At 55.4% G+C, this 22826-nt stretch carries 24 protein-coding genes and 1 tRNA gene; 7 read left to right on the top strand and 18 right to left on the bottom strand.

Annotation, left to right across the window (positions count from 1 at the left end):
* Positions 1-99: 99 nt before the first annotated feature.
* The 9 genes from D5066_RS20400 to D5066_RS20365 all read right to left on the bottom strand — a co-directional run bounded on the left by D5066_RS20400 (position 100) and on the right by D5066_RS20365 (position 6349).
* The gene (locus tag D5066_RS20400; RefSeq protein ID WP_119917058.1) at positions 100-780 is read right to left on the bottom strand and encodes a hypothetical protein; all 681 of its coding nucleotides are present in this window, start codon (positions 778-780) and stop codon (positions 100-102) included.
* Positions 781-783: 3 nt separating this feature from the next.
* Positions 784-1023, bottom strand: a complete 240-nt coding sequence (locus D5066_RS20395) for a hypothetical protein (protein ID WP_000047582.1) — start codon at positions 1021-1023, stop codon at positions 784-786.
* Between the two features lie 12 nt (positions 1024-1035).
* Positions 1036-1272, bottom strand: coding sequence for a hypothetical protein (locus D5066_RS20390; protein WP_225391100.1), 237 nt, complete (start codon positions 1270-1272; stop codon positions 1036-1038).
* Positions 1269-1832 (bottom strand): hypothetical protein, encoded by a 564-nt coding sequence (locus D5066_RS20385; protein WP_000175823.1) that lies wholly within the window; start codon positions 1830-1832, stop codon positions 1269-1271. Before D5066_RS20385 ends, D5066_RS20390 begins: the two co-directional genes overlap by 4 nt.
* Entirely contained in the window at positions 1829-2005 is a 177-nt protein-coding gene (locus D5066_RS22930) for a hypothetical protein (protein WP_000187174.1), read from the bottom strand. Before D5066_RS22930 ends, D5066_RS20385 begins: the two co-directional genes overlap by 4 nt.
* On the bottom strand, positions 2002-2211 hold the full coding sequence (locus D5066_RS20380) for a hypothetical protein (protein ID WP_000167303.1): 210 nt from the start codon (positions 2209-2211) through the stop codon (positions 2002-2004). The genes D5066_RS22930 and D5066_RS20380 overlap by 4 nt, the downstream gene beginning before the upstream one ends.
* Entirely contained in the window at positions 2208-2645 is a 438-nt protein-coding gene (locus D5066_RS20375) for a hypothetical protein (protein WP_001145399.1), read from the bottom strand. The genes D5066_RS20380 and D5066_RS20375 overlap by 4 nt, the downstream gene beginning before the upstream one ends.
* A gap of 37 nt (positions 2646-2682) precedes the next feature.
* On the bottom strand, positions 2683-4527 hold the full coding sequence (locus D5066_RS20370) for a DEAD/DEAH box helicase (protein WP_119917057.1): 1845 nt from the start codon (positions 4525-4527) through the stop codon (positions 2683-2685).
* A gap of 1258 nt (positions 4528-5785) precedes the next feature.
* Positions 5786-6349: a recombinase family protein gene (locus tag D5066_RS20365; RefSeq protein WP_032994201.1), complete on the bottom strand. Its 564-nt coding sequence runs from the start codon at positions 6347-6349 to the stop codon at positions 5786-5788.
* 989 nt (positions 6350-7338) lie between these two features.
* Here D5066_RS20365 and D5066_RS20355 point away from each other — a divergent pair.
* On the top strand, positions 7339-8253 hold the full coding sequence (locus tag D5066_RS20355) for a hypothetical protein (RefSeq protein ID WP_000908169.1): 915 nt from the start codon (positions 7339-7341) through the stop codon (positions 8251-8253).
* Between the two features lie 512 nt (positions 8254-8765).
* On the opposite strand, the gene D5066_RS20350 is transcribed toward D5066_RS20355, so the two are convergent.
* The 4 genes from D5066_RS20350 to rraB all read right to left on the bottom strand — a co-directional run bounded on the left by D5066_RS20350 (position 8766) and on the right by rraB (position 10941).
* Positions 8766-8850 (bottom strand) — tRNA-Leu (locus D5066_RS20350).
* A 106-nt stretch (positions 8851-8956) separates the two neighbouring features.
* Positions 8957-9679, bottom strand: coding sequence for a topoisomerase II (locus D5066_RS20345; protein ID WP_119917056.1), 723 nt, complete (start codon positions 9677-9679; stop codon positions 8957-8959).
* Positions 9680-9709: 30 nt separating this feature from the next.
* Positions 9710-10468, bottom strand: a complete 759-nt coding sequence (gene miaE / locus D5066_RS20340; RefSeq protein ID WP_032103164.1) for a tRNA isopentenyl-2-thiomethyl-A-37 hydroxylase MiaE — start codon at positions 10466-10468, stop codon at positions 9710-9712.
* A 47-nt stretch (positions 10469-10515) separates the two neighbouring features.
* Positions 10516-10941, bottom strand: coding sequence for a ribonuclease E inhibitor RraB (gene rraB, locus D5066_RS20335; protein WP_014882320.1), 426 nt, complete (start codon positions 10939-10941; stop codon positions 10516-10518).
* Positions 10942-11040: 99 nt separating this feature from the next.
* Between rraB and argL the strand changes: the two genes are divergently transcribed.
* The 5 genes from argL (at position 11041) to xynR (ending at position 14169) form a co-directional block, all read left to right on the top strand.
* Entirely contained in the window at positions 11041-11136 is a 96-nt protein-coding gene (argL, locus tag D5066_RS23175) for a putative translational regulatory protein ArgL (RefSeq protein ID WP_213845421.1), read from the top strand.
* Complete coding sequence (argF, locus tag D5066_RS20330; RefSeq protein ID WP_047059078.1) at positions 11106-12110, top strand: ornithine carbamoyltransferase; 1005 nt, start codon at positions 11106-11108, stop codon at positions 12108-12110. Before argL ends, argF begins: the two co-directional genes overlap by 31 nt.
* 277 nt (positions 12111-12387) lie before the next feature.
* Positions 12388-12750 (top strand): hypothetical protein, encoded by a 363-nt coding sequence (locus D5066_RS20325; protein WP_017383896.1) that lies wholly within the window; start codon positions 12388-12390, stop codon positions 12748-12750.
* Position 12751: 1 nt separating this feature from the next.
* Positions 12752-13186 (top strand): DUF3828 domain-containing protein, encoded by a 435-nt coding sequence (locus D5066_RS20320; protein ID WP_017383897.1) that lies wholly within the window; start codon positions 12752-12754, stop codon positions 13184-13186.
* Positions 13187-13407: 221 nt separating this feature from the next.
* A complete protein-coding gene (gene xynR / locus D5066_RS20315) occupies positions 13408-14169 on the top strand; it encodes a DNA-binding transcriptional repressor XynR (RefSeq protein WP_119917055.1) in 762 nt (253 codons plus the stop codon).
* On the opposite strand, the gene D5066_RS20310 is transcribed toward xynR, so the two are convergent.
* The 5 genes from D5066_RS20310 to D5066_RS20290 form a co-directional block, all read right to left on the bottom strand.
* The gene (locus tag D5066_RS20310) at positions 14154-15764 is read right to left on the bottom strand and encodes a glycoside hydrolase family 43 protein (RefSeq protein ID WP_119917054.1); all 1611 of its coding nucleotides are present in this window, start codon (positions 15762-15764) and stop codon (positions 14154-14156) included. The genes xynR and D5066_RS20310 overlap by 16 nt on opposite strands.
* A gap of 11 nt (positions 15765-15775) precedes the next feature.
* Positions 15776-17158, bottom strand: coding sequence for an MFS transporter (locus D5066_RS20305; RefSeq protein ID WP_119917053.1), 1383 nt, complete (start codon positions 17156-17158; stop codon positions 15776-15778).
* A gap of 226 nt (positions 17159-17384) precedes the next feature.
* Entirely contained in the window at positions 17385-19352 is a 1968-nt protein-coding gene (gene yagF, locus D5066_RS20300) for a xylonate dehydratase YagF (RefSeq protein ID WP_119917052.1), read from the bottom strand.
* Between the two features lie 14 nt (positions 19353-19366).
* Positions 19367-20275: a 2-keto-3-deoxygluconate aldolase gene (gene yagE / locus D5066_RS20295; protein WP_119917051.1), complete on the bottom strand. Its 909-nt coding sequence runs from the start codon at positions 20273-20275 to the stop codon at positions 19367-19369.
* Positions 20276-20467: 192 nt separating this feature from the next.
* The gene (locus D5066_RS20290) at positions 20468-20920 is read right to left on the bottom strand and encodes a YhcH/YjgK/YiaL family protein (RefSeq protein WP_119917050.1); all 453 of its coding nucleotides are present in this window, start codon (positions 20918-20920) and stop codon (positions 20468-20470) included.
* 675 nt (positions 20921-21595) lie between these two features.
* Here D5066_RS20290 and arcA point away from each other — a divergent pair.
* Positions 21596-22816 carry an arginine deiminase gene (gene arcA, locus D5066_RS20285; protein WP_050871229.1) on the top strand — a complete coding sequence of 407 codons (1221 nt, stop codon included), beginning with the start codon at positions 21596-21598 and terminating at the stop codon, positions 22814-22816.
* Positions 22817-22826: the final 10 nt, after the last annotated feature.

Raw genomic sequence — 22826 nt, 5'->3', positions numbered from 1 at the left:
CGCAGAATGCGGCTTGCGGGGACTCATGCGCATAGATTGGTGTGGTAGTACCGGGTCGGTGCGCACTCGGTCTTGCAGGGCGCATTCCACAGTTGGGCGTTAGCGACCAGCACGTTTGCCAGCGGAGCGCTGCGCAACCAGAGCGCGGTATTGTTCATCGTACTGGCGATGGCCGGGGCCATACCCTGATTGCTGCGCCCACTGCGAAAGCTGGTCATACGCTGCTATAAACTCAGCATGTGACATTCCGACAGGTTGCGCGGCAGTCTGGCCGTTCGGGACGTAACCGGTAATGGAACCGCCAGCCATACGCTCTTGCAGATACTGAACCGCACGCGACATCTGCGCGGGATCGCCAGACATGACCATCCGTTCAAGGGTTGATTGCGTCCCGGCGTCGAGCGTGCCAGCGTACTGCAACATCGCGTCAACTGTACCCTGACCTAGCTGGCTTTCGACAGACTGGTGAAACTGCCCCATCAGCCCATGAAGTTCAGGAGTCAACTCAACAGTGGTGCCATCCTGTAATTGCAGTGTGTCGCCCACTTGCGCCCCAGAGCTGTCAGCGTTCTGGTCTTGCTGATTTGCGATATTGCCATTATTCCATTGTCCGCCATCATTGCCGTTAACGGGTTGGGTACGGAGGAAATCAGCATCAGCAGGCGCAGAGCTAAAGCGGGATGCTCCATTGTCAGCTCCAACAGGTGCAGCCATGTATGGCGATTGCTGCGATGCAGCATCAGCACCGGAAAGGTACGGATTAACATTCTGGTCAGACATAAATTACTCTCCTGATAATGCTCTAAGGTCGTGTACCTGCGCTAACAACAGCATATGAACAGGCACACAACGTTCCGGCAGTTTGCGCACACCGTGATACGCTTTACCCATATCCCGACGATCAACCTGATAGGCGTGGGCGAGGTCTGCCTGACTCACCTCAAGCGATTCAGAAATCAGCTTTAATTGTGCAGCCCAGTCTGTATTCTTGCGGGGCGGCAGCAATACGATAGTTTTGCTCATGGTAATTCCTCGTTAAAGTAATCCACGTTTACGAAGCCAACGACGCTCACCAACGGAGCCGCGCGGGCGTTGTTTCGGATTCTGGTTAAGTGTTTGGCTGGGGTCAGTTCGACCTTTCCCGGTCAGGTTCTGCGTCAGCACATCCCAACCCCGTGATTCAATCGGAGCGTATCCTTCGCGTTGTTCGTCAAGGTTCACGTAGAGATCAGGGTTAACGGCGGGGTGCAGCGGTTCGTTCTCTGCCATCATTCAGCCTCGCTGAATTTGGAGTTAACAGACTCCAGAGTATCCGGGTACGACCAACGATTTCTCAGGCAGCGTTGCACATGCGCGACGACCTCAACAGGGACGCCCAGCTTCCCGGCGATCTCCGCAGCAGGCCAACCGAAGCGCTCTAACTTGTGGATTTCATCTAAATCAGTAGGCACTAACTTGCGCACTACTTTCGGCTTCGCTGGCTTCACCTTCAAGGGTTTCTGTACCGGGTGCGTGTGGGCGTTGCTAAAGCGGGAATGGGCGATAGCCAGCACCGTCTCAGGGCGAATCAGCATATCGCGGGCAATCATAAACTCTGTATCGCGGTGCAGCTTGCCGGGCTTATAGCGGCTGCGGATGGCGTTGTACTCCGCCAGATTAATATCAGCATCGTCTTTCCAATGTTCGGCCAAGTCATCGACATAGACGCCACGGATTACTGCATCAATATCGGTCAGGGTATGACCTGTCTCCGCTGCAATCTCTTCATTGTTCTTTAGGTGCTTATGAGCCAGCGCGTTAATGCGCTGGATATCGGTAATACTCAAAGTCATAAATTAAACTCCGAATCAAATTTGATCTGGTCAGTAACCAACGTGTGAATCAGCGCAAGGCTTGACGCGGTGTGTGTGCCCGACTTGCGGGCGTTGTCGTACATGAAGCGGACTACACGTTGATATTTCTCCGGCAGCGTGGCGAACCATTGCCGGAACTGTTCAGGGGTCATTGGTCGTCATCCTCCGGGAACACGTTGTTAAAGGTTGTATCAGGCGAGTCGGCGGCGTTCTGCTTGAGGAAGTTCACGCAGGATGACAACTCGGCAGCAGCCATGCGTGACTCTCCCGCCTCGTCCTCCTTAAGCCTGCGCGTCAACGCACCCAGCAGCAGGGTTTTTAGTTCCCATGCTCCGGCTTCAAATTCAGATTTCGTCATTGGTGGTTATCTCCAACTGGTAACAGGCCTAGCGCACGGATGTGCTGAATCACTTCTTGATGCACGGGCTTCGGCAGAAACAAACGGCGGGCAATGGCGGCGTAAACTTCATCAGGAGTCTTGCGTACCGGATGCACCCGGCCATTGAAAATCCGGTCGGACAACCGGACGGCTTTCCAGCGACGCGAGCCATCCGGCCTTTTCATGCGGTTCAGTACAGCGGCCAGACACTCCCACGGCTCGCAATCATTCAGCAGGCAATATCGCTCCAGCGGTGTAGATACCTCGCGAATGATGGCCTCACGATTAAGGGTCTTGCGATGAGGTTCGGCCAGTTCATCCCAGTTGTACCCATTCAGGGCGAAAGCTAGTTGTGCGGTGATGAGCGCATCCGCACGCGCAGCACGACGCTGCGCATGTTCGGTAACAGGCATATGATTAACTCCAGAGAATCAGGGAGAGCCTTTCGACTCAGAGGTATTTAGCGATGTACTGCCAGTTGCAGTTTTCAGGGCGGTAGAAGTAAGCAAGCTCATCAGGCGCAACATCCAGCGCCAGCGATGACCACAGCAGAAAAGCGCGGGCAGGTTCCCCATCGCGCCCGGCTCGTCCAATCATCTGAACGAGATCAGGCAAGTCATCGGGGACGTATGTCACTACAACGTTACGGATATCAGGAACATCAGCACCCAGCCCGAAGGCTTTAGTAGCAATCAGAATCGCGCCCGGTGTAGAGGCAAACCACTCAGCGTTTGCGTGGCGTTCCTCGTTGCTCAGGTGCATCGTCTTCGAATGATATGGCCGCGCCCGGTCGCCCAAGAGCTTCAGGTACGCCCGCAACGTCTTAAGGTCATTGACGAGAATGAGCGTCTTCTCTTCATCCGGCAGAGCCTCAGCCAGACCAACAGCCGCTCGGAAACGTTCGCGGCACTGTCTGACTGGCGTCAACTGGATATTCTCGCGAGCAACATCAGCGCGGAATGTTACGTAATCGCCACGGCAGCCAAGCGACTCCATTAAACTGCGCTCATTTTCGCGCAGCAGCGTAGCCGTAAACACGCAGCGTTGAGCCGAAGGAAAGGCATTCAGTAGTGTGTGCTGCATTGCGTCGTAAGCTGGGCGGAAATCCCAGTCTTTGACCGTGTGTGCCTCATCGATAATAAAACGATCAACGCCATAAGCCATCAGCGCCGCGAGAACCTGACTCGACGGAACCAGATGTTCAGGCGAAACGACTGCAACCCGGAACGCCCCGGCAGCCAGCCCCGCCAGTTGTTGCGCATTGCGGTGCCTCGGCAGCTTGTCACCAAATGCCACAGCGTGAACGCCAGCCTCCCGCAACTGGCGGAGAATCTGACGTTTAAGGGTATTAGTAGGAACAACGATAACAGACAGGCCAACGCCAGCGCGGGATTCATAAATCAATGGATAAGTGAAGGCGGCGCTTTTCCCATACCCAGTCGGCAGAACGGCCAGCACATCACTACCACGGGAGAAGATCGCATCAGCAACAGACAACTGCCCCGGCCTCCACTCCAGCCCATCGGGTGGCAGCAGGCTAACGCGTGCGTTTCGGTCACAGCGAACCAGCGGGCGGAACTCATAAGAGGCTGTATTCAGTGACGGCACAGACGGCGACACTGCCAAGCCGTTTGGGTCACAATGATGATTTGTACTGTTAAATTTATCCTCGGTAGGTTTAGACTCTCCACACCACAATTGACGAAACTCCCCTGAGTCTCCGTAGCGTTTGAAATCTGCGTTGCGTATCGCTTCCAGTTTACTCATGCCCCTGTTAATGCGGCGCATGGTTTTCTCATCGCAAATCAGAAACTCGCGGCAGGCTTTGAGAAAAGCATTCTGTCCGGTTGTTGATTCCGGCACGGCGTGCTCGCGCGGTTTCAATGCGGCATCGTCTACGCGGACGCCGGGAAAATCTGGCGACAGCGGGTCAACATAACGAGCGGGCTTCTTATTCAACCATTGCTCAATCTCGGCGCGTCGGCAATAAATCGCGTCGCCGGGCTGGATGACTTGCCGCAACCCAGTGTCAGAGCGCTGTTTTTGTTTCTTCGGTTGAACACCGTACAGCGTTCGCCACTCCCGCAAGGTCATCGCGGAGCCATCTGCATTGTAATAAAACTCTTCGGTCTTTGTGTTGTATGCCGCCTTAACGGGTTTACGCTTTACAGGGCATATCTTGGAACGTCGAATAACAATCCCGTCAGCGATCATTTGCTGTACATCTGCGTCCGCAGTATTGAGCGGGTCAGCGTCGGCAGCCTGCACAAGCAGGCGGCATAGGTTTGTTGGCATGGTGAAATCTCCAGAAAATAGGGGTAGGTATTAGCTCAGGTTGGGGCGGTGGTACAGGTGCGGCAGACTCTCTGCCCTTATAGAGGTTTTCATGTCGGCAACAGTGTCAGTGTCTTTATCTGCCTTAATAGTCACTTTCAAAATCGGAGAGGTTGTCTCGCTTCGGGAGTTATTCTTTCTCCTTAGTAGATACTTTCATTAGGTCAATTTTTAACCACCACCTCGCTAAGCCTTACTGAGCCTGGGCTGGCAATACTTAACAACGCGATTTTTGTCGGTCAAAAGCGGGAAAGTAATGCTCTATATCTCCTTATTAGTAGCCTTTAAAATTAAAAATATAAGTTACTGTAATCATTAGATAATTATGAAAGCATCTATAGTGATAAGTATCGCTAGATACGCAGAGCGAGCGCGGCGCAGCCGATTCGAGCGAGCGCCGAACGGATGACGGATAGAATCCGATAGGATGATAGACGGCAGACAGTGAAGGCAGTAGGACAGGTGACACAGTAGACCGTAACGGCGTGCCATAGCTGGCAGTAGCACAGCAGGCAGTAAGACCAATGAACAACGGCTAAGACCTGAAAGGAAACGAACAAGAAAGATGATTGAACGATACAGAAATGAATGAAGATGTTTTGAAGAATACCTACCGATAACAGTATGTAGTTGATTACATTAATAATATCTATAAAGAGTACCGTTCCACTACACATCCCCGCCGCGTTGACCGCCCGGCAAGCACGGTTGCGTGGAGGGCCGAGCATCAGCAGCGGGCGAAGACCGGGAATGAGCCAAAGGCGATGGAGCGGGCTGGAGCATAGCGAGAAGCGCAGCAAGTGAAGAGAGCGAAGCACTCGTAACTACATTTAGGAGAAGGGATGTAAGGGAAGAACCCTTTTTTGTACATGTATTTTAAATGCAACTTTAAAGATACTACTAACGTGTTGACCAGCTTCAAATCTAGCTTAGTGATTGGACAACGCAGCCTTTGATCCCTTCCCCTGCCCCATCCCTCGAATTGTTCAGTGATGAATCACATTCACAATCTGATCTCGATGTTCATCGTCTGGCACGGCTAAAGCCCCGCCACCTCTTCACATCGAGAGCCGCAAGTAATACGAAAATACACTATAAATCATAGCATTACGAGATTAAGCATAACATAACACCCTGATATTCATATAAAAGCTGTAGGCCACCCATCACCCACAGCCCAGTAACGGCCAGTCATAGCACCTCATTCGCTTGTAGGCCATCACTCCGTAACGCTGGCGGCCAGCTCTCGCTTGATGCGAAAAACGGTAGCACGGCCACACTCGGCTAACTTCGCCACCTCATCAGGCGACAGGCCACGACCGAGCAGATCGGCCACCTTCGCGCGTAACTCTGTATCCTTCGGCTTGCCCTTAAAGCGACCAGCCTCTTTAGCGATTGCAATCCCTTCGGTCTGGCGCTGGCGGATGAAGCTCCGCTCCAGCTCGGCCACTGCGCCCAGCATGGTAATCATAAAGCGGCTCGTGGGATTCTCTGGCTCAAACGTCATACTGTTATCCAGAAACTGAACAGACACGTTCTTGCTCAGAAGCTCATCCAGCATGGTTAGCAGGTCTTTGGTGTTGCGTGCCAGACGGTCAACGGATTTCACCACAACCACATCACCAGCGCGAACACGCTGCATCAGCGAGGCCAGTTTCGGCCTGTCAGTGCTCTTGCCCGACACCTTATCAATCAGCAGCTCATCACACAGGCCAGCTAAAGCAGTCTCTTGCCTCGCGATGTTCTGCTCTCTGGTGCTAACTCGAATGTATCCGAACCTCATCACTCAGCCCTCAGTATCAAAAAGGTGAGACCAAAGATACTGTATCAATTAACTCATGTAAACTGATTATTGATACAGCGATGCGGCATCAGCACAGAGTATCCATTGAGTGTACCTATACGATACTCAAACACAGACACATCGCAGCAGTAACACAGCCAGCCGCAGCTCCAGCAACGCTGACAACATATGGACGGCCAGACGGCCAAATCAGATACAAATCGATAGAGCGCCCGCCTCGCCTTCGGCGAGGGACGCCATGCGGGGGAAATCGGACTGTTAATTGTCGAGGGAGGGGCAACCATAAGCGTGCAATTTTTCAAGCCGGGGATTCAGCTATAGGCTAACGGTAGAATGCGGCTTGTAGAGGGTTGTGCGCACATACCCAGTACAACCGCATTACTCCATGCGCACAAACCCCGGAGAGCCGCTTGCGGTGGGGGTTTAAGAGGTACAATTTTTGGTTCGGGTCATAAAGGACTTTTGAGAGCTGACTTAGCTTATTTAAACTGCATTCGTCTTGGCTATGGAGACACGAGGCAGTTCAAGTTTTGTTCAAAACTTTGCAATATTTTGGTTCGATCTCATGTTCTCGTGCTAAAGAAATCAGCACTCGATCAAATTTTCATTTTTTTTTCTGAAACATTGACATACAGCCTAAGCCTTACGGCACGTAGGGTTGGTCGAAATTTCCCTTTGACAACCTCAATTTAACCTCAAAATCAACCCTTGTACTGCAAAGAATCCTAACTAGAATGCTGAACATGTAGGGGGTAATCTTATTAACACACCCTATATGTTGTGCCCATGTATAAATGATGGGCATAAAAAAACCGGAGTCACCTGCGTGAATCCGGTCTATGAAGCATGACCGCCATGAGTCTGCAAACTCATAACGATTGTTAGCCTCACTATCGTTTCTAACGGCTCGATTGTGCCCGGCTTGGTTGGTTATGTAAACAGTAAGATAAAATCAAAAGGAACGATCCATGCTTATTCAGAAAAAGCGTATTCGAAATATTGATAATTACATACCTAACTTTGATGGCCGTGATATCTACATTGCACATTCTTTGCCAGATGCGGGGAAAACGGACTCTATTGGTTTCTCAAGTCAAAGAGCTTTAGGTGAAGAAGTCCTCCCCAAAATTTTAGGGCCAATAACCAGATTCAATGCTAATGGCAAATCAGTACCTGACAAAACAGCACCTAAAGAAACTGCATACAGACAAATTTCATGGACTAGAAAGCAATGGATCGGAGGGGGCGCAACTCAAGAAGTTACTGACACTCGTGAAATTGAGTATAAGCGCTACAAGAGAATCCTCACCCCTCCACCAAGCATAGAGTTAAAGATTGTAGAGAATCTGCAAGGGGAGAAGTTGATCATCTCTCCAAAGCTAAGTTTGACAGCTAACAACAAAGAGTTAGTGGCTCACTGCATTAATCTTTTTTTAGAGCTTTTTGGGTTGTGCGAAACTGTTGACGACCAACTTAATACCATCGTTAAAAGTAAATCTATAAAACTAAACTGGAGCCTCCTGCCTCAGGGTCAACAGCCTTGGAGTACTATCGGTTCAAAAATCCTTTCAGCTATTAAGATCAGGGGAAAGGGCAATACCGCTGTTGTTGAAGGCAGACTTGAACTTATCAATAGTAAAAAACCAGATTTCGTAGCGGTTGGGCAAGCTGGGTTCCAAGGCTACGTGATATTTGGGTTCACAGGCCAAAACATTTACGTGCTAGAAAGCTCACAATGTAATAACGCAACTTATATACTTAACAATAATTGGCAGCAGTTATCCCAGCTAACTAAAGCCGAAATACTAGACGGAAACTTGCACCATGCCCGTGTCATCCACCGTGTAAACTGGGCAGCAGAAATACTTAAATACTTACCATAAAGCGCCGGACGCGCGGGAATGACCCCCCGCGCACTTTCAAACACACCGCAATAGAATCCATAAAGCCCCGTTGGTGGTAAGACAACAAGCGGAGCCTCTGGCGACTTCATCAGGGTTGTGTCAGTTAGTGAGGCTTATCAGGATGACCATGTACCTAAAGGGAGCGAGGCCGAACCGCTGGCAGAGCTTGCATATGGTCTGCAAGTACCGTGACCACCATAAACCTGTTTATCCCCTGCGGCGTCTCGCGACGGCGACAGAGCGGGGCATCGGGCTAAAATGCGCTTCACTAAAAGTTTTTGGGATTGTTTAGAGACGGTGGCTACGTCATAGCTTTCAAGTTGAGTCAGTACGTGTTTGACGCTTGGAACTACACGCCGCTATGAGTTAACATCCCAATTACCACTATCAACCACAGCGGCTTTTTCAAGGGACATAACAGAGCATTTCTTACAGGCAAAAGAGACAGATTTTACTGCCTAACTAGCTGTATTGTAAGAAATTTAGTGACTTGGTGCCGAAGGCCGGACTCGAACCGGCACGTATTTCTACGGTTGATTTTGAATCAACTGCGTCTACCGATTTCGCCACTTCGGCACTGAAGGGGATGCGGAAACGTTGTGGATTATACCTGTCGCGCGCCGCCATGCAAGCGACGACGCGCGAAACCCGCGCTAAGTGCCCAAAAAACCAGCGCCCTTCGTCAGTCCAGCTCAGACACCGCCAGCCGAATCACCCTCGCCGCCTTCTGCTCCGGCAGCGCCAGCACCTTCGCCCACATCTCCTGCACCATATCGCAGGAGAGCTTCTCTTTGCCCGCCGCCTTCTCCGGCATCTGCAGCAGCTGGATGTCCTCACCGTACTTGTCGGCAAGCGCATTCATAATCGGCCGCACATCCTCGACAGCCGCCTCGCGTTCGGCTGGGGTCACGGTGTGGCGGTTTTTGCCGTAGGCCGCGCGCATCATGTCGGCGTCGGCCTGCATGCGCCGCGCCATCAGGTCTTTATCCAGCATGCGCATCGGGTTCACGCCGCCCTTCACCATCGGGTAGAGGAAGCGGAAGCAGGCGTCATCGCTCACCTTCTGGATGGCGGCGGTCTGCTCCATGTTGATGGTCATGTAGTTCACCACGTTGGCATCCGGGGCGTTTTGCAGGCGCGTCATCTGCAGATGCAGGATCTGCGGCTGGATGGTGTCGATAATCTGCTGCTCCGGCTCGCCCGCTTTTTGCAGGGCGGCCATCTGGTCGAGGATGCGCTGATGCAGCGCGGGCTCCTGCTCCTTAATCACCTGCCAGGCGGGCATCGCGTTGAGGGCGTTATCCATCTGCCGTTCTGGGGCGCGCTGCCTGTCGAAAAACACCCAGAACGCCACGGCGGCAGCCGCAATGACGACAATCACAATACGGGTCCACGTTTTATTCATCTCGCATCCTTATCCTTGAGTTATGCCGGTTTACACCGGCACGCCGCTGTGGAAGCGAAACTCGTGGTCCGGTGTCGAGATAAGTGTGGCTTCAATTTCGCCAAAAAGCTGTATGCGCGGTGAGATATCGTCGTCGCTCACCTGCCGGGCCAGCGTCAGGTAGTCCTGATAATGGCGCGCTTCCGAGCGCAGCAGCGAGAGATAGAACTTCTGCAGGTCGTCGTCGAGGAACGGGGCCAGCGCGGCGAAGCGTTCGCAGGAGCGGGCTTCGATGTAGGCGCCGCAGATAAGCTTGTCGATCAGCGTCAGCGGTTCGTGGGTGCGCACTTCCTTCAGCATCCCTTTGGCGTAGCGGCTGGCGGTGATTTTGACGTACGGAATGTCGCGGGCCAGCATCGCCTCGCGCACCTGCCAGAAGTGGTGCAGCTCTTCTTTAATCAGCAGCACCATGCTGTCGATAAGCGCCTGGCCCCACGGGTCGTCGGTTTTGGGCATCACGCTTTTGCCAATCTGCTTGTGCAGGGCGATGAAGTCCGGCTCCGGGCCGTCGCGGAAGGTGAACTGTTCGTAGGGTTTGAGCCAGTCGAGCAGCGCGTCGGCACCGCTTTCGTCGGCGACGTATTTGCGCACCAGCAGCAGCGCGGTCTGGGCGGCCTTGAGCTCGCACACCATGTGGTCGGTGAGCAACAGCGGCAGGTTCGCCGGGTCGCGGGCTTTATCAATCCATGCTTGCGGGGTCGGGCACTGGAGGAAATTGAGTACGGGGGCGAGTATCTGCGGGTAATCCATGGTTCTGCCTTGAAAAAAGCGGTGGCGCGCGCCACCGCCTGAATCACTTAGTGACGCACGCCGTCGTCGTCTTCGTCGACGTAATCTTCGTCGTCGCCTTCTTCGCCGTCTTCACCGTTTGGATCTTCGAAGTAGGTTCCCCAGCCGTCGTACTCCACTTCAAACTTCTCGGCCAGGTTCATCAGCTGTTCTACCTGCGCGTCGATCAGCTCCGCCTTCAGCGCGCCTTCGCTCAGGATGTCGCAGCAGATGACGGTGTCGCCCTCTTCCACTTCCAGCTCTTCCGGCTCGGTCACTTCGTAACCCAGCTTGAAGGCTTCCACGGCCATTTTTTCCAGCGCGTCGAAATCATCCGCAGAGAAATGGTGCTCGATGGTGTACAGCGCGTCCGGATCGCTACCGTCTTCCAGCAGCTCTTCAATAATCAGACGCGTCTCTTCGCGTTGCTCTTCCAGGTGTTCCGGGTTTGCCATGGCTCAATCCTCTTTAAAGTGCGGCAGATACTTCTATTTTCACACACGGACGGGTTTGCCTCCACCTTTGTTGGAAAGATTTGTGAAACGGGGTTGCAAATGAATAATTACACATATAAAGTGAATTTTAATTCAATAAGTGGCGTTCGCCATGTGAGGATAAAATGTCCGATTTATACAAGAAACACTTTCTGAAACTGCTCGACTTTACCCCTGCACAGTTCACTTCTCTGCTGACCCTTGCCGCACAGCTCAAAGCCGATAAAAAAAATGGCAAGGAAGTACAGAAGCTTACCGGTAAAAACATCGCGCTCATCTTCGAAAAAGACTCGACCCGTACACGTTGCTCTTTCGAAGTTGCCGCATTTGACCAGGGCGCGCGCGTCACCTACTTAGGGCCGAGCGGCAGCCAGATTGGGCATAAAGAGTCAATTAAAGACACCGCGCGGGTGCTCGGGCGGATGTACGACGGCATCCAGTATCGCGGCCACGGCCAGGAAGTGGTCGAGACGCTGGCGCAGTATGCGGGCGTGCCGGTGTGGAACGGGCTGACCAACGAGTTCCACCCGACCCAGCTGCTGGCGGACCTGCTGACCATGCAGGAGCACCTGCCGGGCAAGGCGTTTAACGAGATGACGCTGGTCTACGCGGGCGACGCGCGCAACAACATGGGCAACTCGATGCTGGAAGCGGCGGCGCTGACCGGGCTGGATCTACGCCTGGTGGCCCCGAAAGCCTGCTGGCCGGAAGAGAGCCTGGTGGCGGAGTGCAGCGCGCTGGCGGAGAAGCACGGCGGGAAGATCGTCCTGACGGAAGACGTGGCGGCGGGCGTGAAGGGCGCGGACTTTATCTATACCGACGTCTGGGTGTCGATGGGCGAAGCCAAAGAGAAGTGGGCGGAGCGGATTGCGCTACTGCGCGGTTATCAGGTGAACGCGCAGATGATGGCGCTGACCGGCAACCCGAACGTGAAGTTCCTGCACTGTCTGCCCGCGTTCCATGATGACCAGACCACGCTCGGCAAGCAGATGGCGAAAGAGTTCGATCTGCACGGCGGGATGGAGGTGACGGACGAGGTGTTTGAGTCGGCGGCAAGCATCGTGTTCGACCAGGCGGAAAACCGGATGCATACGATTAAGGCGGTGATGGTGGCGACGCTTGGGGAGTGATTGGGTCCTCTGCGCGTTGGTGCCCTCACCCCGGCCCTCTCCCACAGGGAGAGGGAGAAAAACCTAAAAACGACAACAGCGTTATCGTCAGGCAGAAAAATTCATTTTACTGACGCTTTCTCAGATACGCATTAACCATAATAGGTATTTATATTTTTATTAACCATTATTTACTGAGTAGATAATGGTTAATATCAGGTCATTATCAATTACAAAACACCGTATATTATCGGCGTAATATTTCCTTATTGCTGCATTTCATTAATAAGGATTTTTTATGTCATGGAATAAACATGAAGCTGTGTCATACGCCCGTAGCCACGCACTAACCCATACTGGACACTATTGCGCTCGAGCAATCGCCGCCGCCATTCGAGCCGGAGGGCTTAAAATCGAAGGGGCAAACGCTAAGGATTTCTGGCGTTCTCTTGAAAAAGCAGGATTCTCAAAAGTCTATGGCACTCCCATAGAGGGGGATATCGCGGTGATTGATGCCTTGCCCGGCCCGAATCAGTACGGGCATGTCTGTATTTACGATGGAGCTGGAACCTGGTATTCAGATTTTAAACAGAGAACACTGTACCCGGGGCCAACCTATCGCCAACTTCAGCCAGCAATAACCTTATACAGGCATTATTAATATGAATAAGCTCATCTTAATTGTGTTATTCAGCACAGCAGCATTGGGGGCCGAAGATTTTCAGATACCGATGCAGCGCGCTCTTGAATTCAATCGCTGGTACATTAAACAAGTGAACAACGATCGTTATCCCATCCAACAGGGAAATGAAATCGATAAGTTCGTTACGGCCAGCACCATGAAAAAATTACGTCATGCAGACGATCCCCGTTATGCCGACGCTGAATTTTACGAGGCTGATTTTTTTATGAAATCGCAATATATCGGCGAGGACTGGGCTGAGAATGTGGCTATTGATTCGTATGATTCAGACCCGGTCTGTGTAAACGTGAATATCACGTTTGGCAAAAAGACCCAGCACACAGTCATTGATTGCATGGTTAAAGAAGATGGGATCTGGAAAATTCAGTCTGTCGCCGCTCGGGATAATAATTGATGCCCCCCCGCTAACAATAATGGAGCCGCCTTTGTTGCCGGGTGGCGCTGCGCTTACCCGGCCTACAAAACCCGTAGGCCCGTGCAAGCGCAGCGCCACCCGGCAACAAAGGCGACGATGCGGCTGATGCCCTTTCTCCCACAACCCGCTCTACTCAATTGATTTTTCACCCCGAAAAAGGTACGTTTTCGCCTTAATTCCAGCGTGGACATGCCAGCATTATGCCGATTATTCAGTCTGTTGAACGTGCGTTGCAGATCCTCGACCTGTTCAACGAGCAGGCCACCGAGCTTAAGATCACCGACATCAGCAAACTGATGGGGCTGAGCAAGAGTACCCTCCACTCGCTGCTGAAAACCCTGCAGCTTCACGGCTATATCGATCAGAACCCGGAAAACGGTAAGTATCGCCTCGGCATGAAGCTGGTCGAGCGCGGTCATTTCGTCGTGGGCTCCATCGATATTCGTCAGAAGGCGAAAGGCTGGCTGACGGAGCTGTCACAGCGGACCGGACAGACCACCCATCTGGGGATCCTGGATGGGCGTGAAGGGGTCTATATCGAGAAGATTGAAGGCAAGCTCGCCGCCATCGCCTATTCGCGCATCGGCCGCCGCCTGCCGGTTCATGCCACCGCCATCGGAAAGGTGTTGATTGCCTGGCTGGGCGAGGCCGAGCTGAACGCCCTGCTGGAGGGCTATCAGTACACCACCTATACTCCTTCTACCCTCGCCTCTCGTGAAGCGTTAATGACCGCCCTGGCGCAGACCCGCGAGCAGGGCTATGCCCTGGACAGCGAAGAGAACGAGCAGGGCGTGCGCTGCGTGGCGGTGCCGGTGTGGAACCACGAGTCCCGCGTCATCGCCGCCCTGAGCCTGTCGACGCTGACCTCCCGCGTGGACGACGCAGAGCTGGCTAGTTTCCGCGAGCAGCTTCAGCAGGCCGGGCTCGCGCTCTCACGTGCACTGGGCTATGCCGGTTCGTAGGTGAAGTAGTCGAAGTCCGCGTGGCAGCCGTCGCCGCTGATGTCCTCGCAGTGAAGTCCCACAAACGCGCCGGTGAAGAAGCCGCGCCCGCCGATGTAGTCGTCCGACAGCTTCCACGCCTCATAGGTGACCGGCACGGCGTGCCACGTCTCGCCGTCGAACGAGTAGCTGTAGCGGTAAACCAGCGTATCCACACCTACCCGCAGCCAGATGCTCTCCACACTCTCCGGCACCGGAATCGGCTGCTCGTGCAGCGGCCATGACGGCACGTTGTGGTCGAGCTGAATAACCTTGATGGTTCTCCCCTGCCCCTCCTCGTAGTCCACAAAGCAGTAGCTCCAGTTTTTGCTGTTGTAGTAGCAGGTCAGGCCCGCGCTCTGCTGGAAGTGGACCGGCGAGAACTGCATCCGCGTCTCGGCCCGGAAGGCGAAGTGCTGCCAGCGGCGCGCCACGGTCGACTGGGTGAAGGTCGAGTTGAGCGAGTCGTTGCCGTAGAGCCGTAAGTAGCCGGGGCGCGCGGTGAGCGAGCCGAGGGTGTCGTCGAACGGAATGCGCAGGGTCTGCAGTTCCGGGTCAAGCGTACTGCCGTCGAAGTCCTCCCGCCAGTTGCCCTGAATGGATGCAGGCTGTTCCGCCATCTGCGGGCCTTTCACGGTCAGCTGCGCGTGCTTGCCGCCTTCCACGTACGGCCAGCCGTCGCGCCACTCAATTCGGGCGATACCGGTCTCGCGGCCAAGCGGACAGTAGCCGCGTCCGCCGGAGGCCAGCAGCGGCACGCCGGGCAGGCGCAGCGGGCGGCTGGTGAGGTAGGCCATGTACCACTCCCCTGTGTGCGTCTGCAGCAGCGAGCCGTGGCCGCTCTTCTGCAGCGGGTTCTCCGGCAGGTGCCAGCTGGTCATCATCGTCACCTCCGGGTGCAGCTCGTACGGCCCGTCGATATTTTGGGAACGCAGCACCACGACGGCGTGCTCGTAGCTGGTGCCACCCTCGGCGACCATCAGGTAGTACCATCCCGCGTGGCGGTACAGGTGCGCGCCTTCGGTGTAGCAGAGCGGCGTGCCGGTAAACAGGGTTTTGCGCTCGGGCGAGAGGGTGCCGGTCTGCGGATCAAACTCCTGCATCACGATGGTGTTGTGCGGGTTGCTGTGGTGGCGCGGCCCCCACGGGCGGTAGAGGTAGTACTTGCGGCCATCGTCGTCGTGGAACAAGGACGGGTCAAACCCGCCGTTGCCCATCGGGATCGGCTCGCTCCACGGCCCTTCGATGGATGGCGCGGTGACGAGGAAGTTACGGCCATTTTTCCACGGCGAATCGACAATCTTCACGTCGGTGTAAAGCAGCCAGAACTTGCCGTCGGCGTAGCTCAGGCACGGCGCCCAGATGCCGCCGGAGTCCGGGTTGCCCTTCATGTCCAGCATCGACACGCGATCCAGCGGGGTGCTGACCAGCGACCAGTTTTTCAGGTCGCGGGAGTGGTAGATGCGCACGCCGGGGAACCACTCGAAGGTCGAGGTGGCGATGTAGTAGTCCTCGCCCTGACGGCACAGGGACGGGTCCGGGTTGAAGCCGGTCAGAATTGGGTTAGTGATTTCCATATTGCCTCCGGTTAATGGGATGCGGCTGTCGCGGCGTCGGGAACGGCCTCGCCCTGCGCCGCGCGGTGCTTGATCAGCTGCTGACTGATGGCCTCCACGCGGGCGTCGGTGAGCTTGTAGAACGACAGCATGATGAACATGCCCGCGTAGAGCACCACCGGCACCACGCAGAACAGAATTTTGATGGTGGTGAGCACCTCGACCGGCTGCACGCTGCTGCTGGCGGAGTAGTTCACGTACGCGAGGATCCAGCCCACCACCGCCCCGCCAATCGCCAGGCCAATCTTCAGGCTGAACAGGTAGGTGGAGAACACCAGCCCGTCGAGGCGGCGACCGCTGCGGCTCTCCTCGTAATCCACCACGTCAGAGGCCATCAGCCACTGCAGCGGCGTGGTGGTGTTAAAGACGAACAGGAACAGGATGTTGAGGGCGAAAATCAGCGCGATGTGCTCAGCCGGGGTGAAGAAAATCAGCAGGCTGATCAGCGAGTAGGCGACGATGATCCACCTGAAGGCGGTGACCCGGTCGAAGCGGCCCAGCAGGCGGGACGAACAGAGCGAGCCGAACATGGTGGCAAGGCTGCCGTAGAGTAAAAACTGGGTCGCCATCTCCGGGTGATCCATCACGTATTTCACGAAGTAGAGCGTCGCCCCGCCGCGCACCACGTTGGAGCAGGTCGCCAGCATCTTGAACGCGCACATGATCCGCCACTGGCTATTGCCCAGCAGCAGCTTAAGGTCTTTCGCCACCGACGAGCCCGGCTGCACCTCAAAGGTGTAGCGCTCTTTGGTGGTGAAGAAGCAGACGTAGAGCAGCACCACGCCAACCAGCCCCAGCACGCACATGGCACCGAAATAGCCCACCTGCTCGTCCCCTTTGCCGATGATGCTCACCAGCGGCAGCGCGATGCCGCTGATGGCGAGCGAGCCCGCGGCGGCGAGGAAGAAACGCCAGGACTGCAGGGCGTGGCGCTCTTTCGGGTCGGCGGTGATGACGCCCGGCATGGCGCAGTACGGCACGTTAACGAAGGTGTAGACCAGAGTCAGGAGAATGTAGGTCACGCAGGCGTAGATGATTTTGCCCTGCGCGGAGAAGTCCGGCGTGTAGAAGGTCAGCACGCAGACGATGCCGAACGGGATGGCGCCCCACAGCAGGAACGGGCGGAACTGGCCGTGCCGCGTGCGGGTGCGGTCCACCAGCAGCCCCATCAGCGGGTCGGTCACGGCGTCGAGCACGCGGGAGACCAAAAACAGCGTGCCCATAATGCCTGCGGAGAGACCAAACACATCGGTGTAGAAATAGGCCAGCAGGAACATCGTGGCCTGCCAGACGAAGCCGCAGGCGGTGTCACCCAGCCCGTAGCCAATTTTGTCTTTCATGGTTAATTGCGTCATCAGAATTACACCCTTTGGTAGTGTGCTGAATTACAACATCGTGTTAATGGAGTGTAATGAGCTGTTCAATTAACCAGCAATGGTCATATCTTATTTCCGAATTACGTTATTTTGCTTTTGTGACGCCAACGATATATCGCAACTGATTGTTTAAATTAATAAATTACAGACAAGCGTAAACCGACCGCGGAATATTTTCCGCAGACGGCTTACGCTAATAAAATAATTAAATGCCGAGCGCTTTTTTACCGGCGTTAATTACCTCAATGATTTTATCGGTGTCATAAATACAGCCTTTCCAGGTGCCGCCGCTCACCGACTGCAGTGCTGCCCACAGCCGGGTGTCGTCCGGCAAAAAGTCGTGGGCGTGCAGGTCCGGGTGCGTCTGCCGCCGTGCCAGCTCGCGCGCGCCCTCCTCCGGCGTCAGCGGGTTCTCCGCCGTGCCGATAAAGTTCACGCAGCCCGTAAGGGTCAGGCGGTCGACGGCAATCTCGATGATGTCATTATCGCGCAGCTTGCCAATCGGCCCGCCCGCCAGCGCCTCCGGCGACACGTGGCCGAAGCAGGCGCCCGTCGACACGCCCGAGAAGCGCGCATCGGTGATTAACGACACCGTCTTGCCCCACGAGATATGCTTCAGCGCGGAGGTGAGCTGGTAGGTCTCTTCCATGCCGGTGCCGGATGGTCCGCCGCCGATCACCACCATAATATCGCCCCGCTGAATCTCTTCCCGCTTGATGGCCTTGATCGCCTGCGCTTCGGAAACAAACACCCGCACCCGGCCGGTGTGGCGGTAAACGCCATCGTCACCGACGACCGACGGATCGATCGCCGTGGCCTTGATCACCGATCCTTCCGGCGCGATGTTGCCCGTCGGGAAGCAGACCGTCGAGGTCAGCCCTTTTGCTTTTGCCTTCCCCGGCGGCAGGATCACGTCATCCGGATCCACGCCGTCCTGCTCGCGCAGGCACTGGCGGAAGCGCTTACGGCGCTCGGACGTCTGCCACCAGTCGAGGTTCTCGCCCACCGTCTGGCCGGTGACGGTCATGGCGTCCAGATGCAGCAGGCCGAGATCGCGCAGGTGGAGCATCACTTCCGGCACGCCGCCCGCGAGGAACGCGCGCACGGTCGGGTGATAGTCCGGGCCGTTAGGCAGCACGCTCACCAGGCGCGGCACCCTGCGGTTGACGCGCGTCCAGTGCTCAACGTCCGGGATCGTGCAGCCCGCCGCGTGGGCGATGGCCGGAATGTGCAGCAGTAAGTTCGTGGAGCCGCCGAACGCCGCGTGGATCACCATCGCGTTTTCGATCGCTTTATCGGTGAGGATATCGCGCGTGGTGATGCCGCGGTTATCCAGCTCGCTCACCGCCCGCGCCGACTGGCGGGCGATCTCCAGCCACACCGCCTGCCCGGACGGGGCCAGCGCGGAGTGCGGCAGCGCCAGGCCCAGCGCCTCCGCGACCACCTGCGAAGTGCCCGCCGTGCCGAGGAACTGACACCCGCCGCCCGGTGACGCGCAGGCGCGACAGCCCAGTTCGGCGGCCTCCTGCAATGACAGCTCGTGGTTGGCGAAGCGCGCGCCGATGGTCTGCACCTTGCCCGCATCTTCACCCACGGTCGGCGGCAGCGTCGCCCCGCCCGGCACCAGAATGGTCGGCAGGTCGTGCATCGCGGCCAGCGCAATCATGGTGGCGGGCAGCCCTTTATCGCAGGTCGCCACGCCGATCACCGCCCGGCGCGTCGGCAGGGAGCGGATCAGACGGCGAAACACAACTGCCGCGTCGTTGCGGTACGGCAGGGAGTCGAACATGCCGTGCGTGCCCTGCGAGCGCCCGTCGCACGGATCGCTGACGAAGGCCGCGAACGGGATCCCGCCGTTGCGGGTGATCTCCTTCGCCGCCGCCTGCATCTGCATGCCGATTTCCCAGTGTCCGGTGTGGTAGCCCAGCGCAACCGGACGTCCGTCACCGGCGCGGATGCCGCCCTGGGTGCCGATAATCAGCACCTCTTTCCCGGTGAGCTTGTTAGCGTCCCAGCCCATTCCGGCGTTCTGCGTCATGCCGAAGAGGTTGCCGCTGGGGGATTCCATCAGCATCTGCGGGGTCAGCGGCAGCGCGCCCTGTGGCCCCGCCGCGTGGGTGATCACCGCATAAAACGCGTCGTCCTGTGGGGTGAAAATTTTCTCAATGGTCATCGTTATCGTCCGGCTCAGCAGAGTTTGAGCTGTTGCAGCAGGGTTTTCAGCTGCGCCTTACGCGGCTCGTCCAGCGCAGAGGCGGGCGGCAGCACGTGCGTAGAAATCGGGCGGCCGCAGAGCACGATTGCCTCTTTAATGACGTTCACAAACGGCGTATCCAGCTGATACATCTGCGGTATTTGCAGTAAGGTCTGATGATACTCAGCCGCCTTCGCCACGTCCCCGTCGCGCCAGGCTTTCAGAAGATTTACCGACACCTGCGGTGCAAAGTTGCCGCTGGCCGAGATTGCCCCGTCGCCGCCGAGCAGCAGGGTATTAAACAGATGATCGTCGTAGCCGCAGAGCACCGTGAAGTGCGGATGGGCGGCTTTGACGGTGTGGATCATGCTGCGCAGGTGGGCGACGGAGTCGATGGTGTCTTTGATGCCGATAATGTTGCTGCGCGAATCGGCGAGGGTTTTCACCAGCGCCGGGGTCAGATCCTGCCCGGTCAGCGCCGGGAAGTTATAGAGCATCACCGGCAGCGTGACGCTGTCCGCCACCTGCTCGAAATAGCGGATCAGGTTCGCTTCCGACACTTTCCAGTAGTAGGGGTTAATCACCACGATGCCGTCCGCGCCCGCCTGCTGCGCGTGCTGGCTCAATTCAATGGTTTCCCGGGCGTTGGTGCCGCCGGTGCCGATCAGCACCGGCACGCGACGATCGACGTGATCGATAGCAAAGCGAGCAATGGTTTTACGCTCTTCGGCGCTCAGCTGGGAGAACTCGCCGCCGCTGCCCAGGAAGAACAGGCCGTCAACGCCTGCTTTGATGAGATCGTCGATCAGCGCGGCGGTGCCCTGCTTGTCGAGCTGGCCGTCGGCGGTAAAGATGGTGGAGACAGGGGGAATGATTCCCGTGAACAACGCGGACTGCGGCATGAGATCTCCTTGCTGAATCATTTTGTTCTACATTATAGAACAGCGTTCATTAATTTAACGATCATACTATGACGCAGAAAAAGGAGAGGTAAATGAGAGATGAGGAGGGAGTGCGGGAAGTTTAAGCTGGATCACATATTGTTCCCCTCACCCCGGCCCTCTCCCCAAAGGGGAGAGGGTTAGGGTGACGGGTTACTCCATTAACATCTTAACGACCACTTTACGCACCTGTGCTGGTGCTCCCACCGCACACAGCGGCTTATGTACTTCGCCCGGGTAAAACACCACAAAATCCCCTTCGCTCAGCACCACGGTTTTCTCCTGCTCGCCTTCCGGCAGGAACGCGATGTCTTTGTCCGCCAGCCAGTCGGTGTCCGGCGTACCGTGCGGCAGCGTACTGAACGTCATCCCTTCCTGACCTTTGAGCACAATCTGAATGTCCAGATAGCGCGCGTGGTACTCCGCGCGGCGCTCGGCGAACGGCTGGGTCATGTCCTCTGAGATCAGATAAAACAGGCTGTTACCGTTGATGTCGTGTTTCCCAAGCGGCGTGGCGTCGGTGACGTGGGCTTTGACGTGCTCAATGGCCTGACGCAGTTCGCCAGGCAGCCAGGAGTGCAAATGGTGGATGTTGCCGATAATCATGTTCAAACCCTCAATATAAAACATTGTTTCATTTTTATCTTTTATACGAGAATCCAGGCTGCCATACCAGCCCTTTTTCGGTGAGATTTGCGCGAGCGCATGTTTATCGCTAATGCTGTTAATTCTCTGTTAAACCTGCACAGGCATTTATGCAGGGGTTATGCATAACATTGGTAGGCGCTTATCGCACTGCTCGGCTAACCCACTGATCATTCAGCTTAATTAACAAAACCCATTGCCATCTCACATTTTACCGTTCTGATTATTTGCTCAAAAAATCAATAATTATTTATGGTTTTTTCTTAAGTCAAAAATAGTTAATTACGTTGATTGCATAGCCATTCCTCAACGTGAAATAAAATATTAAAAATCAGTAGCATAACAAAATATGTCAAAAGATTAAAATCTACAAATTAATAACAACCTCAAATAATGCCACCGGATCCTGCTTAGCTATTCAGCCTGCAATAATATGAAATTAATCATTATCTGATGCGAATCATGCAAATGAAAACAAACACCTAAATATCGATTTTCGCGTGAGTTGCATCACATTACGGATTATTTAACCGCCTAGTATGAATCACGAAATCAATTGAGCTTAGCCGCCATGTAATTAAACACAACGCATGGCGCATGCCCTTTTTATTCTGAAAAAAAGTTAAAGGAATAATTATGGAAAAGCATTACGTCGGTTCTGAAATTGGTCAATTGCGTAGCGTTATGCTGCACCGCCCAAATTTAAGTCTGAAGCGGTTAACCCCGTCAAACTGTCAGGAGCTGTTGTTTGATGACGTACTCTCGGTTGAGCGGGCGGGTGAGGAGCATGACATCTTCGCAAACACGCTGCGCGAGCAGGGTGTGGAAGTCCTGCTGTTGACCGACCTTCTCACGCAAACGCTTGATATTGCAGAAGCGAAAGCCTGGCTTCTTGAAACACAAATTTCCGACTATCGCCTCGGCCCAACCTTTGCTGGCGACGTGCGCGGCTGGCTGGCGGATATGCCGCACCGCGAACTGGCGCGCAGGCTGAGCGGCGGATTAACCTACGGCGAAATTCCGGCGGCGATTAAAAATATGGTGGTCGATACCCACACGGCGAATGATTTTATTATGAAGCCGCTGCCGAACCATTTATTTACCCGCGATACCTCGTGCTGGATTTATAACGGCGTGTCGATTAACCCAATGGCCAAACCGGCCCGTCAGCGTGAAACCAATAACCTGCGAGCCATATATCGCTGGCACCCGGCATTCGCCGATGGCGAATTTATTAAGTATTTCGGCGACGAGAATATTAATTATGACCACGCCACCCTGGAGGGCGGCGATGTATTAGTGATTGGCCGCGGCGCGGTATTAATTGGCATGTCTGAACGCACCACCCCGCAGGGCGTGGAGTTCCTCGCTAATAGCCTGTTTAAACATCGCCAGGCCGAGCGTGTGATTGCCGTTGAGCTGCCAAAACACCGCTCCTGCATGCACCTCGACACCGTCATGACCCACATCGACGTGGACACCTTCTCCGTCTACCCGGAAGTGGTGCGAAAAGACGCCCAGTGCTGGACGCTCACCCCGGACGGACGCGGCGGCCTGCTGCGCACGCAGGAAACCGACCTGCTGCACGCCATCGAGAAAGCACTCGGCATTAACCAGGTGCGGCTGATCACCACCGGCGGCGACGCCTTTGAAGCCGAACGCGAGCAGTGGAACGACGCCAACAACGTGCTGACCATCCGCCCGGGCGTGGTGATTGGCTACGAGCGCAACGTCTGGACCAACGAGAAGTACGACAAGGCGGGCATCACCGTGCTGCCTATCCCCGGTGATGAGCTCGGACGCGGCCGCGGCGGCGCGCGCTGCATGAGCTGCCCGCTGGAACGCGACGGAATTTAAAGGAGCCATC

The sequence above is a fragment of the Enterobacter chuandaensis genome (assembly GCF_003594915.1).
GTDB lineage: Bacteria > Pseudomonadota > Gammaproteobacteria > Enterobacterales > Enterobacteriaceae > Enterobacter > Enterobacter chuandaensis.
This window is presented reverse-complemented; position numbering and strand designations above follow the sequence as displayed.